We start from the raw sequence: 15,244 nt of genomic DNA, 5'->3' as shown, positions 1-15,244 counted from the left end.
GCAATACCGATCGGCATGGCCCCAGGGTCACGGGGTCGGGCGCGTCGCGGTGCGATGCGACAGGATTGTCATGATGCTTTTCGAGGAGGCTTCCGTGAACGCCACGTTCGATGCCAGCCATTTCCGTCACGCGCTGGGTCGCTTTGCGACCGGCGTGACCATTGTCACGACGACCACGCCCGACGGCACGCCGATCGGGCTTACGGCCAACTCCTTCAATTCGGTGTCGCTCTCGCCGCCGCTCGTGCTATGGAGCATCAACAAGCGCTCCCGCAGTCTCGAGGTGTTCGAGACGTCGGGGCGATTCGCGATCAATGTATTGTGCGCGGATCAGATGCCGCTCGCGGCCCGGTTCGCATCGCCCGTGCCGGACCGCTTCGAAGGGGTGCAATGGCGCAGCGGGCGCGGGGGAATGCCCCTTTTCGACGGTTGCGTGGCGTGGTTCGAATGCAATCTGACGTTCAAGTATGAGGGCGGCGATCACTTCATCTTCGTCGGCGAAGTCGTGGATCTCCACCATTGCGACCGGGTACCGCTGCTGTACGCCGCGGGCGCCTACGGCGTGCCTACGCCGCATCCGGATCTCGCCATCGGGTGACGCGGCCCACGCTGCGCAGGGTAGCGCTATTCCCAGCGCAGCGATTCGACCTCGAGCTTCTTCTCCAGTGCGCGCACTTCCTTTTGCAACAGTTTCGCCATTTCGATGCGCCGCTCGCCCGAGAGCCGGGATTCGATGGCGGCGATGCTGATCGCCGCATACGGGGTGCCCTGCCGCGGACGAATCGCCAGCCCGATGGCCGAGACGCCCGGCAGAACGTCTTCTTCGTTGATCGCGTAACCCGCCTCGGCCGATATCGCCATGGCGTGCTCCAGTCGCGACTGGGTGGAATTGCCGAAGCTCGCGAGACGTCCGGCGTTGGTCGCCATGACCCGTGCGCGCTCGTCGGGCGGGAGCGCGATGAGCAGCGCGAGACTCCCTGCGCCCACGCCGAGCGGACGGCGTCCACCGATTTCGAGCGTACGCGTCTGAATCGGGTAGCCGCCTTCGATGAGGTCGATACAGACGGCGTCGAGTCCGCTGCGCACCATCAGGAAAACCGAGTCGCCCGACTTTTCCGCCAGTGCTTGCAATGTGGGTTGGCACAGCTCGCGCAGACTGAAGTGCGGGGAGGCGGCCAGCCCGAGTTCGTAGACCACGTGCCCGAGATGGTAGTGCCGGGTCTCGCGGTTCTGCATCAGCATGCCTTGCGCGACCAGTCCCTTGACGATGCGGTGCGCCGTTGGCCGCTCCAGCGACAGGGCGTCGGCAATATCGGACAGGCGCAGGCCTTTCATGCCGTGTGCGGCCACTTCGCGCAGCACGGTGACCGCGCGGTGGATGCTCTGGGTGCCGAGCGGCGGCGTGGCACCCGCGGGAGTCTCCGGAGGGAGGGGGGCGCTGGCGTTCGCTTTTGGCCTGCGAGCCTTCGGCGCGGTTTCGACGCTTTTTGTGGACACGGTGGAAAGTGGAGCAGAGGATTGCACGCTATCGGAGGCCGGCACAATGGGCCATCGGACAAAGGGACTTCGGATTCCCGGTCCGATTAACGTGATCGTACTATATCCACTTCCCGCCGCGTTCACCTAGGCCGAACGCAACGCCGTTTTCAGCACCTTGCCATAGTGGTTCTTAGGCAGTGCGTCGAGCGCCACATATCGCTTGGGGCGCTTGAACCGTGCGATATGCGCCAGGCAGAATGCGTCGAGAGCGGCGCTGTCGAGCGTGTCCCCCGGGGTGCAAACCACGTACGCGACCACGACTTCGCCCCACTCGGCGTCCGGCTCGCCGATCACGGCCACCTCCGCGACGCCGTCGGCGCGCAGCAGCACCTCCTCGACTTCGCGCGGATAGATGTTCGTGCCGCCCGAGATGATCACGTCCTTCGAGCGGTCCTTGAGCGTGAGGTAGCCGTCGTCGTCCAGCACACCGATATCGCCCGTCCACAGCCAGCCGTCGCGTAAGGTTTTCGCCGTCGCCTCCGGATTGCGCCAGTAGCCCTGCATCACTACGTCGCCGCGCACCACGACCTCGCCGGGCGTGCCCGCCGCGACCGGCTCGCCGTCGTCGTCGACCACGGCCACTTCCACCATGGCATGCGCGTGGCCGACCGACGCCAGACGCGACGCCCAGCGCGGATGTTCGCTCGCCGCGATAGCCTCGCGCGGGAGCACCGTGATCGTCATCGGTGACTCGCCCTGGCCGTATATCTGCACGAAGCGCGGTCCCATCACCGACAGCGCGCGCTCGATGTCCGCCGCGTACATTGGCCCGCCGCCGTAGACGAGCGTCCTGAACCCGTCCGACTTTGCCTCCGTGGCCTGCGCATGCCGCACCAGACGGTTCACCATGGTGGGCGCCGCGAAACACGAAATGTTCCCCAGTGACGCCGCCAGGGCGAACATCTCCTGCGCATCGAACCCACCGGACGCGGGAAACACGTGGCCCGCCGCCTGCATCATGAAGATCACGCTGTAGAGTCCCGCCCCATGTGACATCGGGGCCGCGTACAGGGTGCGGTCCTCGCGACCGGGTGTGTCGACGTCCGTCAGGTAGCACGCGGCCATCGACCACAGGTTTCGATGGGACAGCATCACACCCTTCGGCCGCCCGGTCGTTCCAGACGTGTAGAAGATCCACGCCATATCGTCGTTTCCGCGCGACGCGACGGCGCCAGGCCGGAGGCTGCCCGCTGAGTGCCCGCTTCCTTGACTCGCTTCGACCTGGAGCCACTCGGCGACGCGGCTGTCCTCCGGTGTCATGCGCACGACCGACGGCGACACGAATTCGGCGATGGACTGGAGATCGTCCGCCTGCGCCAGCAGAATGTCCGCCGCGGCGTCGCCGACGATGAAGGCCGCCTCGCGCGGATGCAGCTTCGCGTTGATCGGCACGGCGACGAGCCCGGCCCACCAGATCGCATACAACCACTCGAGGTACTCGGGCCGGTTGCGCATCCACAGCGCCACTCGAGCGCCGTCGGCCAGCCCCATCGAGCGCAGGCCGGCAGCCAGGCGTGCGCAGCGCCGGGCGAGCGTTGCGTAATCGTGCAGCGGCGTGTCGCCAAGATACGTCGCGATGTGATCCGGATACCGCTGCGCGGCGCGGGCGAGGGTATTGGCAATGTTCATGACGACCTCGCCACACCGGTACTGCCCGCACCGACGGCGTCGGCGGAGGCCGCGCGGCGCGTCGTCACCGTCAGGAAGACGAAGAGCAGCAGGCCGTACACGAGCACCATCACGCCGAGCGTGGTCATGCTCGCGCCGTAGCCGCCGAAGGTGTCCTTGGCCCATCCCGTCAGATAAGGCCCGACGAAGCCGCCGAGATTGCCGACCGAATTCACGAGGCCGATGCCCGCGGCCGCGGCCGCGCCCGTCAGGAACATCGGCGCCAGCGGCCAGAAGAGAATGTTCGACGCCAGAATACCGGCTGCCGCGATACAAAGGCCCAGAATGCCCACGTAGGGAGATGCGGCATTGCCGGCCATCACCAGGCCGACGGCGCCAATCGCGGCAGGCAGCAGGATGTGCCAGCGACGCTCGCCGGTCTTGTCGGAGTGGCGCGCATTCACGACCATCGCCACGCCTGCACAGATGTACGGCACCGCGCTGAGCAAGCCGGCCTGTGTGTTGTCCAGTCCGCCGATGCCCTTGAGGATCTGCGGCATCCACAGCGTGATACCGAACAGGGCCGTGATGTTGCAGAAAATCGCGAATGCCAGCAGCAGCACCTTGCCCGAGAGCAGCGTCTCCATGACGCCGTATTGACGGGCGCGCTCCTTGGCCGCCTTTTCCTGCGCGAGCGTGCGCACCAGCCATTCACGTTGCGCATCGGTGAGCCACGCGGCTTTGTCCGGCGCATTGCCCAGCACGAAGTACGCCACGACGCCCACCACCACGGCCAGGCCGCCTTCGAGCAGGAACATCCATTGCCAGCCGCGCAGTCCGGCGAACTCGTGAAACGACGTGAGGATCGCAGTGGAGAGCGGCGCGCCGATCAGCACGGCAAGGGGCAGCCCGAGAATGAAGATCGCCGTCGCGCGGGCCATGGCGCGTCCCGGAAACCACAGGCTCAGGTACAGCACGATGCCGGGAAAGAAGCCCGCCTCGGCCACGCCCAGAAGGAAGCGCATCGTGTAGAACGAGGTTTCGCCGGAAACGAAAGCGAAGCCCGCCGATACGATGCCCCACGTCACCATGATGCGCGCGATCCAGATTCGCGCGCCGACGCGATGCAGGATCAGGTTGCTCGGCACCTCGAAAACGAAGTAGCCGAGAGAGAAGATACCGGCACCGAAACCATAAACGGTGGCGGTGAATCCCAGATCGCCATTCATGTGCAACGCCGCGAAGCCGACGTTGACGCGATCGAGGAACGCCACGATATAGCAGAGAATCAGGAAGGGCAGGATGCGGCGAAAGAGTTGGCCGATCGTTTCCTGCGCGATGCGCGAGTCCAGTGCGGCGGCGTTATCGCCGTTCGCGACCGTTTGGCTCGCCTGTGTTGCGATGGTCGGGTTCAAGGGGTGTCTCCGTCATAGTTCTGTTTTGGAATGCTGACCACTACCAACTGCTTGCCACGGACTGCGTGACGCTACTGCCAAACGGCAAGAAGATACGAATGCGGCTCGCCTACCGCTTGTAGTCGTGCCCGTCCCGCTCAAGCAAACGCAACAGCGACGGCCATTCGCGATCGCCGGAGCCGCGCAGATCGTTCACCCACTGATGCGCGGTCAATTCCGCGATCTCGCGCGACGGAATCCGCAGGGCCGCGCCAGTGCTCTGCGCCAGCAGCTGCGCCCTCGCGGCTTTCTCCAGATAGAACATCTCGACGAACGCATGCCCGACCGAGCGGCCCACCGTAAGTGTGCCGTGATTGCGCAGAATCATCGCAGCACAGTCGCCCAGGTCGGCCAGCAGCCGCTCGCGCTCGTCGATGGTGAGGGCGATGCCTTCGTAGTCGTGATAACCGAGCCGGCCCACGAAGCGCATGGCATGCTGGGTGATCGGCAGCAACCCGTCTTCGAGGGCGGACAGCGCCATGCCCGCTTCGGTATGCAGATGCATCACGCAGGCGGCGTCTTCGCGCGCCGCATGAATGCAGCCGTGAATGACGAACCCCGCCGCGTTCGGTCGGTGGGGCGACTCGCCCACGACACGCCCGTCGAGATCGATCTTCACCAGATTCGACGCGGTGATTTCGTGAAACGACAGGCCGAGCGGGTTGACGAGAAAGTGATGGTCCGGGCCAGGCACGCGCGCCGACAGATGGGTGTAGATCAGGTCGTCCCACCCGTTGAATGCGCAAAGCCGGTAGGCCGCCGCAAGATCCTCGCGCACGCGCCGCTCTTCCGGCGTAATGCCCGTGTCGGCAAGCCGCTCGCCGACGGGCAGGTCAAAGGAAGAAAAAACTGTGTCAGACTTCTGCATCCCGTTCTCCGAGCCGATGCACCGTTGGCAGGGTTGCCTGCCGAATAGCTTTCGATACGGTGCTATTATTTATGAACTAAACGTTTAGTTTAGTATTTGTCCGGACACAACGAATGTCAAGTCAGTCGAATCCCGAATCTCCGGCGCCCGGTCGGCGCGGTCGCAAGCGCAGTGTCGAAGCGGAGCGCGCCGTACTCGATGCGGCTTATCGTCTGTTGCTGGAGCAGGGGCTGCACGCCACCACGATGGAAGCGATCGCCACGGCGGCAGGCGTGAGCAAGGCCACGATCTACAAGTGGTGGCCGAATCGGGCCTCGGTCATCATGACCGCGTTCCTGCGCGAAGCGGGGCAGGCACTGCCGTATCCAGAAGAGTTGCAACTCGACAGCATCTTCGCGCGTCTGCTGAAGATGGCCGAAGAATTCTGCGGACCGATGGGCACGATGATCAGCGCCCTGATCGCGGAGGGGCAGTCAGACCCGGAGATCGCACAGGCATTTCGCGACGGCTACGTCTCGGCACGACGCCAACAGGGTGTGGAAATCGTGCGCGATGCGATTGCACGTGGCCTGATCAAGCCGGGCGATCCCGACGTCGTGCTCGACATCCTTTACGCGCCGCTTTACTACCGTCTGCTCGTGGGCCACAAGCCACTCACGCGCGCGTTCGTCCGCGAACACGTCGATCTCGTAATGCAGGGGCTGCTGGGCCCCAACGGCACCGTACCCGAATTGACCCGCACACGCTCGCGGAGCGCCGGCACAGGTGTTGGGAAAACCTCGCGGGCACGAAGTCCGGCGAAAAAAACAGCTTGACGTCTCCAGCGGGGTTGCGGATAAACTAAACGAATAGTTTAGAAAATAAAGCGACCACATCATCCAATGGAGACGCGCCGTATGAACACATCCTCTGGCCGCGCGAAGCGCGATTCCCTGAACGCATTGCGCGATCGCGGGCATGCTGTGGTGGTGACCGGCGCGAGCGGCGGTATTGGGTTGGCGGTGGCGAACCGTTTGCACGACGATGGCTGGCATGTGGTGGCGACGGATCTGGACACGGCCCGGTTGAAGGACGTTTTCGGCGCGCGTGCGGGACAGGCGCGTTTGCAGCTTTCGGCGCTCGACGTGACCGACCACGGGGCGGTCGATGCATTGGCGGCGTCGCTGCGCGAGCGCGGCGTGGCGGGCCTGGTGAACGTGGCGGGTGTGCTGCAGGATGTGGTGCCCATGCTTGGCATGAACGACGACATGCAGCGGCGCGTGTGGGAAGTGAACTACTTCGGTGCCCAGCATTGTCTGCGGGTGTTTGCACCGCTCATGACGCAGCTGGGTGCCGGCGCCGTGGTGAACATCACGTCGATCAACGAACTGCGCCCGTTGCCGCTGCATGCGTATTCACCGGCGAAGGTGGCGTTGGGTGCGCTCACCCAGCTTGCGGCGGGCGAGCTGGGCGCGTCCGGCATTCGTGTGAATGCGGTCGCGCCAGGCTTCACGCTCACCCCCATCTTCGAGGACAAGCTTGCAACAGGCAAGCGCAGCGCGGCTGCGATCGAGGCCCATTCCGCACTGGGGCGGCTGGTGGGGACCGACGAAATCGCCGCGGCCGTGAGTTTCCTCATGTGCGACGAATCGAGTGCCATCACGGGCGTGAGTCTGCCGGTCGACGCGGGATGGCTCGTGAGTTCGCACTGGATGAACTTCCGCGAACTGGCCCACTCCTGAAAGTTTGGATAGGCACCCTGAAGAAACTCAAGACATTTCCGTAGAAGCCTCGAATTTCAGCACCTACGCGCGAATGATCGACGACCCTCCGACCGCCATCCAGGAAGCGCTGCATCAAACGCCATCTTTGCGGCGGCCGTCGTCGGATCGCCGTGTTGTCGGCGATCCGACGAGGTGACGCATCAAAACGCCCGACGGAAGATCTCCTCGATCTCGGCTTGCTCGGCGCGTCGCGGGTTCGTGAGGCCGCACGCGTCCTGCATGGCGTTCGCCGCCAGCGTGGGAATGTCCGATGTCTTCGCACCGAGTGCCTCGAGACCGGCCGGAATGCCGATGTCCTTCGACAGGCGCCGGATCGCGGCGATGGCCGCCTTCGCACCTTCCTCGGCGCTCAGTCCGTCGACCTTCTCGCCCATCGCCTGTGCAATGTCCCTCAGGCGCGCGGCGCTCACACTCGCATTGAACTCCTCGACGTGCGGCAGCAGCACCGCGTTGCACACGCCGTGCGGCAAGTCGTAGAAGCCCCCGAGCTGGTGCGCCATCGCGTGCACGTAACCGAGCGACGCATTGTTGAAGGCCATCCCCGCCAGGAATTGCGCATAGGCCATGTTCTCGCGCGCCGCCATGTCGTCGCCGTGCGATACGGCGCGACGCAGGTTCTGCGAAATCAGCGTTACCGCCTTGAGCGCACACGCGTCGGTAATCGGCGTGGCGGCCGTCGACACGTAGGCCTCGGTCGCGTGCGTGAGTGCGTCCATGCCCGTGGCGGCGGTCAGCCCCTGGGGCATCGCCACCATCAGGGCCGGGTCGTTGACCGACAGCAACGGGGTCACGTTCCGGTCCACGATCGCCATCTTCACGTGCCGCTTCTCGTCCGTGATGATGCAAAAGCGCGTCATCTCGCTCGCGGTGCCTGCCGTGGTGTTGATCGCGACGAGCGGCAACTGCGGCTTCTTCGATTGGTCAACGCCTTCGTAGTCCGCAATGTGCCCGCCATTGGTCGCGCACAACGCAATGCCTTTCGCGCAGTCGTGCGGCGAGCCGCCGCCGAGCGAGATGACGAAATCGCACTGATGCTCGCGCAACATCGCCAACCCGGCTTCCACGTTGCTGACCGTGGGGTTCGGCTTGGCGCCGTCGAACACCACCGACTGAATGTCCTCTCGTGCCAGCAGCCCGGCCACCTTGTCGGCGACGCCGGCCCTGGCGAGGCCCGCGTCGGTCACGATCAACGCGCGGCGGAACTGATATTGACGCAAGGCGGCAATCGCCTCGTCGAGACTGCCCACGCCCATCATGTTGACGGCGGGAATGAAGAATGTCGTGCTCATGGTCATGCTCCTGATCTGTTCTGTGAGGGGCACACCGCGCGCGCTGCCGACGGCATCGTCGCAGCCGGCCGGACGCGCCGGCGGTGTCCAGAATCAACGCTTGCAAGCACTGAGGACAGCATCGCACCCAGGGCGCGATGTGTCCTTGATCTGCTGCAAACCGGGCAAGGAATAGAGCGAACGCTCAAAAGAACCCGAGCGGGTTGACGTCGTAGCTCACCAACAGATTCTTCGTTTGCTGGTAGTGGTCGAGCATCATCTTGTGGGTCTCGCGTCCGATCCCCGACTTCTTGTAGCCACCGAACGCCGCGTGCGCGGGATAGAGGTGATAGCAATTGGTCCACACGCGCCCGGCCTGGATCGCACGCCCCATCCGGTAGGCGCGATTGATGTCGCGTGTCCAGACCCCGGCGCCGAGACCGAACTCGGTGTCGTTCGCAATCGCGAGCGCCTCCGCTTCGTCCTTGAACGTCGTCACGCCCACCACCGGCCCGAAAATCTCTTCCTGGAACACGCGCATGCGGTTCTCGCCCTTGAGCAGCGTGGGCTGGATGTAGAAGCCCGAGGCGAGCGGGCCGTCGAGCATTTCGATGCCGCCGCCGGTGAGTATCGTGGCGCCTTCCTTGCGGGCGAGGTCGAGATACGTGAGGATCTTGTCGAACTGCTGTTGCGACGCCTGCGCGCCCACCGCGGTTTCCGTGTCGAGCGGATCGCCGCGCTTGATGCGGGCCACGCGCGCCATGACCACTTCCATGAACGGCTCGTAGATCGACTCCTGCACGAGCGCGCGCGACGGGCATGTGCACACCTCGCCCTGGTTCAGGAAGCCGAGCACCAGCCCTTCCGCCGCCTTTTCGACGAATTCGGGTTCACCGCGCATGATGTCGTCGAAGAAGATGTTCGGCGACTTGCCACCCAGCTCGACCGTGCTCGGGATCAGGTTGGCGGCCGCGCGCGCGAGAATCTGTCCGCCGATCGGGGTCGAGCCCGTGAAGGCGATCTTGGCGATCCGCCGGCTTGTCGCCAACGCCTCTCCCGCCTCCTTGCCAAAGCCCTGCACAATATTGAGCACCCCAGGCGGGAGCAGATCGCCCACGAGCTCGGCAAACAGCGTGATCGAGAGCGGCGTCTGCTCCGCGGGCTTGAGCACCACGCAGTTGCCGGCAGCCAGCGCGGGCGCGAGTTTCCATGCCGCCATCAGCAACGGAAAATTCCACGGAATGATCTGACCCACGACGCCCAGCGGCTCATGGAAGTGGTATGCCGCCGTGTGGGCGTCGATCGCGGCCGCCGTGCCTTCCTGCGCACGAATGCAGCCCGCGAAGTAGCGGAAGTGATCGATGGCGAGCGGCAGGTCGGCGGCGAGCGTCTCGCGCACAGGCTTGCCGTTGTCCCACGTCTCGGCCACGGCGAAGCGCTCCAGCTGGCTCTCGAGCCGGTCGGCGATTTGCAGCAGAATGCGCGAGCGCGCCTGTACCGAGGTCTTTCCCCATTGCGGCGCGGCGGCGTGGGCCGCATCGAGGGCCAGCTCGATGTCGGCGCCGCCGGAGCGGGGAAACTCGCCGATCACCCCGCCCGTAACCGGCGACGTGTTGGTGAAATAGCGTCCTTCCACGGGCGGCACGAATTTGCCGCCAATGTAGTTCTCGTAACGCGGTTGCAGGGACAGCAGGGCACCGGGAGTGCCGGGAGGGGCGTATCGCATGTCGTGTCTCCGGATATTGTCGTGTCGGTGGCGCGGCGGCCACGCCACACCCCCAAAGCAATTCGCGGGCCACCCCGGTGCGCGCCAGGCGCCACGGGCATGGCCGGCACGCTGCCCGGTGCCGGGTGTGCCGATTCCGTGACACATCTGTGCCATGCCATGACGGGGGTGTCTCACCGTCGTGACAGGCAATCGCCCTGTGCCGGTCGATTGACATAGCGCATTGCAAACCCCCCCGGCATGCGACATGCTTCAGGGACGAATACGAGATCCGCAGATCATCCGGCAGGGGGAGACGACCAATGCCAGTCAATACCGAGTCGGCACACGCGCGCCGTGTGCTGAGCGTTGCCCAAGGGCGCCCGGCGCCGGGCGCCGCCGAGACCGACCCGAATATCGCCAGCTCGTGGCGCCGCTGCCTCGACGCGCATGCGCTCGACCCGGGCGCGCGCATGGCACCGCGCGTGCTCGCGTCGTCGGAGCTGCGCGAGCGACGCAGCGCGATGGAGCAGTTGCGTTCCGTGTCGATGCCGGTGCTCGAACGCTTGCAACGACAGTTGATGAATCCGCACCAGGCCGTGTTGCTGAGCGCGCCCGACGGCGTCATCGTCGATTCGCGGCTCCAAGACGGCACGCGCGACGACTTCCATCGCGCCGGTCTGTGGCCCGGCGCGGACTGGAGCGAATCGTGCGAAGGCACCAACGGCATCGGCACGTGCGCGGTCGAGCGCACCCCCGTCATCATCTGCCAGCAGGATCATTTCCGGGCGTTGCATACGCCGCTTACCTGCACGGCAAGTCCCGTCTTCGCGCCACACGGCGATCTGCTCGCGGTGATCGATGTGTCTTCGACGCGCGCCGACCTCACGCGCCAGAGCCAGTTTCACACGCTTGCCCTCGTCAACCTGTCCGCCAAGGTTGTGGAGAGCGAGTATTTCTTCCAGCACTATCGCGACGAATGGCTCCTGCAACTCCAGGAGCAGGCCGATCATCTCGGCGGTTTCGCGCAGGCGCTGGTCGCGTTCGACGACGCCGGGCGGGTGCTCGCCGTCAACCAGAGCGCGCTGAACCGGCTCGGCACGACGCGCGAGGGCATCGTCGGCACACGCGTGGACCGGTGGTTCGCGCAGCCGCTCGACGCGCTGTTCGCGCAGGCGCATCCGACGCCCGGCGCCTGCTGGCCCATTCGGACACATACCGGGGAAGCGCTGCTCGCGATGGTGCGCGCGCCGCTGCGCTCGGTGCGTGCGCCACGCGCGTCACCCGGTACGGCGACGACGCTGCACGGCGAGCGCGTCAAGCCATTCGCTGATGCCACGCTCGCACAGGCGTTCTCGCGCGCCTGCCGCGTTTTCGCCCACGACGTCCCCGTGCTCATCCGTGGCGAGACCGGGAGCGGCAAGGAAGTGTTCGCGCGCGCGGTGCACGCCGCCAGTGCGCGGGCCAGCGGCCCGTTCGTGGCATTGAACTGCGCGGCCATCCCCGAATCGCTGATCGAGAGTGAGTTGTTCGGCTATGTCGGCGGCAGCTTCACCGGCGCGCGCAAGGAAGGGATGAACGGCAAGCTGTGGCAGGCCAACGGCGGTACGTTGTTTCTCGACGAGATCGGCGACATGCCGTTTGCGATGCAAACACGCCTGCTGCGTGTGCTGGAGGAGCGCATGGTGTCGCCGCTTGGGGGCGGCGAGCCCGTGGCGCTCGACATTCGCGTGCTCAGCGCGACGCATCGTGACCTGTCCGAGCGGATTGCCGCGCGGGAGTTTCGCGAGGACCTGTTCTATCGTCTGAGCGGTCTCGAGGTCAGCGTACCGCCGCTGCGAGAGCGCGAAGACAAGCGTGACCTGATCTTCCAGCTACTCTCGCAAACGGACGCGCACGGCCGCATCGCGCTCACGGACGAAGCGCAGGAGCGCCTGTGCGCTTATGCGTGGCCTGGCAACGTGCGTCAGATGCGCAGCGTCATTCGCACGCTCGTCGCGCTCAGCGAGCAGGATGTGATCACGGTGGATGACTTGCCGCAGGCGTTGCGCGAAGCGCGCGGCTCGATGCCGACCGGCGCCGGGCCGGAGGTGCCGACGGAGGCGCCGCTGGAAGCCGCGGAGCGTCAGGCGCTGCGCGCCACGCTCGACGCCTGCCAGGGTCAGGTCAGCGCCGCGGCGCGCAAGCTCGGCGTGAGCCGCAACACGCTGTACCGCAAGCTCCGGCGCTTCGGCCTGTTGCGGGGGTAAACGCTCCGGATCGTCGCGACGGGTGACGATCCGGTGCAGACTTACTTCGACGGGATCGGTGTTGCGCGATCCACCGGCACGGCGGTCACGCTGTTCTGCGGCGAGCCGTCGATGAGCTTGTCGGAGTAGGTGAGGTAGACCAGCGTATTGCGCGCCCTGTCGACCATGCGCACGATGCGCAGTCGCTTGAACAGCGGCGACATGCCCTCGGAGAAGACCTCCTCTTCCTTCGGCAATGGGCCGGTGAACGAGATCGGCCCCACCGGGCGGCAGGCAATCGACGCTTCCGCCCTGTCCTCCGCGAGGCCGACCATGCCTTTCAGGCCGCCCGTCTTCGCGCGCGAGACGTAGCAGGTGACGCCTCGGACCTTCGGATCGTCGTAGGCGTCCACGACGATCTTGTGATCCGGTCCCAGGAACTTGAATGCGGTGCTGACGTCGCCGATGCGCTCGGCATGCGCCCAACCCGCGGTGATCATCAATGTCAGTGCGACGGCTGTCTTCTTGAGCATGTCCTGTCTCCGGCAGCGGGAGCAGGCGTGTGTCGCCTGCCAAATCCGTGCCCGTGCGTGCCGGATTCTACTCGCGTCCCATGTTCGACGTGCGAAGCCATTGTGTGAAGGGCGTCGGGTCCATATCCGAGGTGATGTACAACTGGCGCCGTGCCGCGTCGTACATGGCGCCGAGTCTGGCGAGTTCGTCTTTCGCGCCATAGGTGTCGCCGCTCAGGTAGCGCCGCGTCGGCCGGGCGTCGGGCGGCATCGCCATGTTACGCAGGAGCGCGTCGTCCGCACGCGGTGTGGTGCGCGCCAGATCGAGCAACCCGATGAAGCCGCTCTGCCGGGTGCTGTCCGCGGGCGTGATGAGCGATATCGATTCTCTGGCGCGGGTGAGCGCGACGTAGAACAGGTTCTTCTCGCTCTCCAGCGGCGCGAACGGGTTCGGGAACTCATTGCGTTCGAGATAGGGCATGACGACGTGATCGAATTCCCGGCCCTTGACGTTGGCGACGGTGTCGATGCTGATGCGCGCCTGAGTGCGGCCCTGACGCGCGCCGGCCAGGCGCGCCATCATCGCCTCGAAATAGGCGGCGAGCGGGGTGTCGTCCTGGGGCAGCGTCGAGGCGAAGGCGCGCAGCGACCGCTCGACGAGGTCGACGTCGTAGGGCCGGGCGTACAGGCGTGTGGCGACCGACTGGAAGTCGACGCGTTGACGGATGCGTCGGAACGCTTCGCGGGCGGTGAGGGTGGCGGCGTCGGCGCGCAGCTCGCGAATCAGGCGTCCGATGTTGGCCGCCGGCGTCTGCTGCGGTGCGCCCAGCAGATACGACGTATAGATCTGTTCGAGCAGTTCGGGGTGTTTTGCCGTCAACTGGTACTGATCGCGCGTGAGACGGATGTTCGCGAAGATGCCGAGCACCGCGGCGACCGACATGCGCTCGCGTTCGTCGATGGTCTCGTGCGCGCGCAGCGTCAGCGCGAATACCGCGCGAACGAAGCGGATCTCCTCGCGGAACTGGAATCCTTCCTTGTTCGGCGATTCGAACGGCATGTCCGCTTGCCACAAGGCCTGCTCGATGGCCGCGCCCTGATGCCAGTCTCGCAACAGCACGGCGCACGTGGCGCGCCGGTCGCTGTCACCCAGCCATTCGCGAAGGTCGGCAAGCACCGCCCGGGCGGTCGCGTCTGCGTCGCTGCCGGTCGTGATGACCGCGACGGGCGTGTGGCGTCGCACGAACGATTCGACGGCCTTGCGTTTGAAGGCGCCCACCGGGTAGGCGATGTGCGGTCCGTGACGGAACGTGCGCGTGAGCGGGTAGGTCGCGGTGCCGGAGAAGTCCGCGTGAAAGCGCTCGCCCATATAGGCGTCGCTCGCCCCCATGGCGCCGTGAATCACCTGATCGCGATCGCCCACGCCGACGAAGCGGCAGTTCAGGGTGCGCAGCAAATGGCGCAGCACACGATACGAGGCTTCGTTGAAATCATGCTGCTCGTCGCACACGATCAGTCGGCATGCGGCAAAGTAATGCGGCGCCACGCTGTCGCTGTCGATCAGTCGGGCCAGATCGTATGTGGCGTCGAAACGGTCGCGGAAAAGCGGTTCGTCGCGAGAGCCTAGACGCTCGCGCTCATAGGCTTGCGTGACGGCGTATTGCGCTCGTGTGACGTCGAGCTGGAAAAGACGCTCGTCGAGCAACTCCTCGTCCACGTCGTCGAACAGTGCGCCGCCGGCCTTGAGCTTGCGCATGGCCTCGAGGCACAGCGCCACGTTGATGTGGTTGTCGTCGAAGGCGCCGGCCGGATGGCGGTGCCCCAGTTCGTCGCGCAGCGTCTGCATCGCGTCGGCGAGGTAGCCGGTGAGGAAGCTGTCGCGTTGCACCCGGCGGGCGCGGTCGTTGGCGCAGGGCAGGGCGTCGAGCACGTCGTGGCTGTAATCGTCGAACGTCGACACGCGCACGCGCTTGCACAACTCCGGGTGGATGCCGCTGCGCTGCAACCGCGCGCGCAGCACGTCGGCCGCCGTGGTCGTGAAGGTGAGCGCGAGGATCTGCTCGGGCGGCGTGCCACCGGCGATGGCCTCGCCGATGCGTGCGACGAGCGTGGTCGTCTTGCCCGTGCCCGCATTGGCCATGGCGATGCAGATCCGCTCGCCGGCCAGCGCGATGGCGATCTGCTCGTCGGTCAGCGCCGGGCCGTTGGGCACGAATCGCGGCACGCGAGCGGGAGATGTCGTGTCGCTCATGACGTCAACCTTTGTTTGCTGAGGGCGGAGCGGCGGACACCGTGTTGC

General features: G+C 65.7%; 12 protein-coding genes. 4 read left to right on the top strand and 8 right to left on the bottom strand.

Annotated features, from left to right (window positions below; translation table 11 throughout):
* Nucleotides 1-70 precede the first annotated feature (70 nt).
* Nucleotides 71-598 (top strand): flavin reductase family protein, encoded by a 528-nt coding sequence (locus tag W930_RS0103375; RefSeq protein ID WP_023872451.1) that lies wholly within the window; start codon nt 71-73, stop codon nt 596-598.
* A gap of 26 nt (nt 599-624) precedes the next feature.
* Here the strand turns inward: W930_RS0103375 and W930_RS25915 are convergent, their stop codons facing one another.
* From W930_RS25915 to W930_RS0103355, 4 genes are all read right to left on the bottom strand, one after another.
* A complete protein-coding gene (locus W930_RS25915) occupies nt 625-1,497 on the bottom strand; it encodes an IclR family transcriptional regulator (protein WP_024788439.1) in 873 nt (290 codons plus the stop codon).
* Nucleotides 1,498-1,623: 126 nt separating this feature from the next.
* Nucleotides 1,624-3,168, bottom strand: a complete 1,545-nt coding sequence (locus W930_RS0103365) for a class I adenylate-forming enzyme family protein (RefSeq protein WP_024788438.1) — start codon at nt 3,166-3,168, stop codon at nt 1,624-1,626.
* Nucleotides 3,165-4,562 carry an MFS transporter gene (locus W930_RS25910; protein ID WP_115344422.1) on the bottom strand — a complete coding sequence of 466 codons (1,398 nt, stop codon included), beginning with the start codon at nt 4,560-4,562 and terminating at the stop codon, nt 3,165-3,167. The genes W930_RS0103365 and W930_RS25910 overlap by 4 nt, the downstream gene beginning before the upstream one ends.
* A 109-nt stretch (nt 4,563-4,671) precedes the next feature.
* Entirely contained in the window at nt 4,672-5,469 is a 798-nt protein-coding gene (locus W930_RS0103355; protein WP_024788437.1) for a class II aldolase/adducin family protein, read from the bottom strand.
* A 113-nt stretch (nt 5,470-5,582) separates the two neighbouring features.
* On the opposite strand from W930_RS0103355, the gene W930_RS25905 reads away from it, so the two are divergent.
* Together W930_RS25905 and W930_RS0103345 are read left to right on the top strand one after the other, a co-directional pair.
* Nucleotides 5,583-6,284: a TetR/AcrR family transcriptional regulator gene (locus W930_RS25905; protein ID WP_023593964.1), complete on the top strand. Its 702-nt coding sequence runs from the start codon at nt 5,583-5,585 to the stop codon at nt 6,282-6,284.
* 81 nt (nt 6,285-6,365) lie between these two features.
* A complete protein-coding gene (locus W930_RS0103345) occupies nt 6,366-7,190 on the top strand; it encodes an SDR family NAD(P)-dependent oxidoreductase (RefSeq protein WP_023593965.1) in 825 nt (274 codons plus the stop codon).
* Between the two features lie 182 nt (nt 7,191-7,372).
* On the opposite strand, the gene yiaY is transcribed toward W930_RS0103345, so the two are convergent.
* Nucleotides 7,373-8,521 carry an L-threonine dehydrogenase gene (gene yiaY, locus W930_RS0103340; RefSeq protein WP_023593966.1) on the bottom strand — a complete coding sequence of 383 codons (1,149 nt, stop codon included), beginning with the start codon at nt 8,519-8,521 and terminating at the stop codon, nt 7,373-7,375.
* Between the two features lie 184 nt (nt 8,522-8,705).
* The gene (locus W930_RS0103335; protein WP_028730781.1) at nt 8,706-10,226 is read right to left on the bottom strand and encodes an aldehyde dehydrogenase family protein; all 1,521 of its coding nucleotides are present in this window, start codon (nt 10,224-10,226) and stop codon (nt 8,706-8,708) included.
* A gap of 302 nt (nt 10,227-10,528) precedes the next feature.
* Here W930_RS0103335 and W930_RS0103330 point away from each other — a divergent pair, with 302 nt between their 5' ends.
* A complete protein-coding gene (locus W930_RS0103330) occupies nt 10,529-12,454 on the top strand; it encodes a sigma-54-dependent Fis family transcriptional regulator (RefSeq protein ID WP_023872446.1) in 1,926 nt (641 codons plus the stop codon).
* A gap of 41 nt (nt 12,455-12,495) precedes the next feature.
* On the opposite strand, the gene W930_RS0103325 is transcribed toward W930_RS0103330, so the two are convergent.
* Nucleotides 12,496-12,966: a CreA family protein gene (locus tag W930_RS0103325; protein ID WP_023593969.1), complete on the bottom strand. Its 471-nt coding sequence runs from the start codon at nt 12,964-12,966 to the stop codon at nt 12,496-12,498.
* Between the two features lie 67 nt (nt 12,967-13,033).
* A complete protein-coding gene (locus W930_RS0103320) occupies nt 13,034-15,196 on the bottom strand; it encodes a UvrD-helicase domain-containing protein (protein ID WP_158516346.1) in 2,163 nt (720 codons plus the stop codon).
* Between the last annotated feature and the right edge of the window lie 48 nt (nt 15,197-15,244).

The organism is Pandoraea sp. E26, from assembly GCF_000681415.1.
Lineage (GTDB): Bacteria > Pseudomonadota > Gammaproteobacteria > Burkholderiales > Burkholderiaceae > Pandoraea > Pandoraea pnomenusa.
This window is presented reverse-complemented; position numbering and strand designations above follow the sequence as displayed.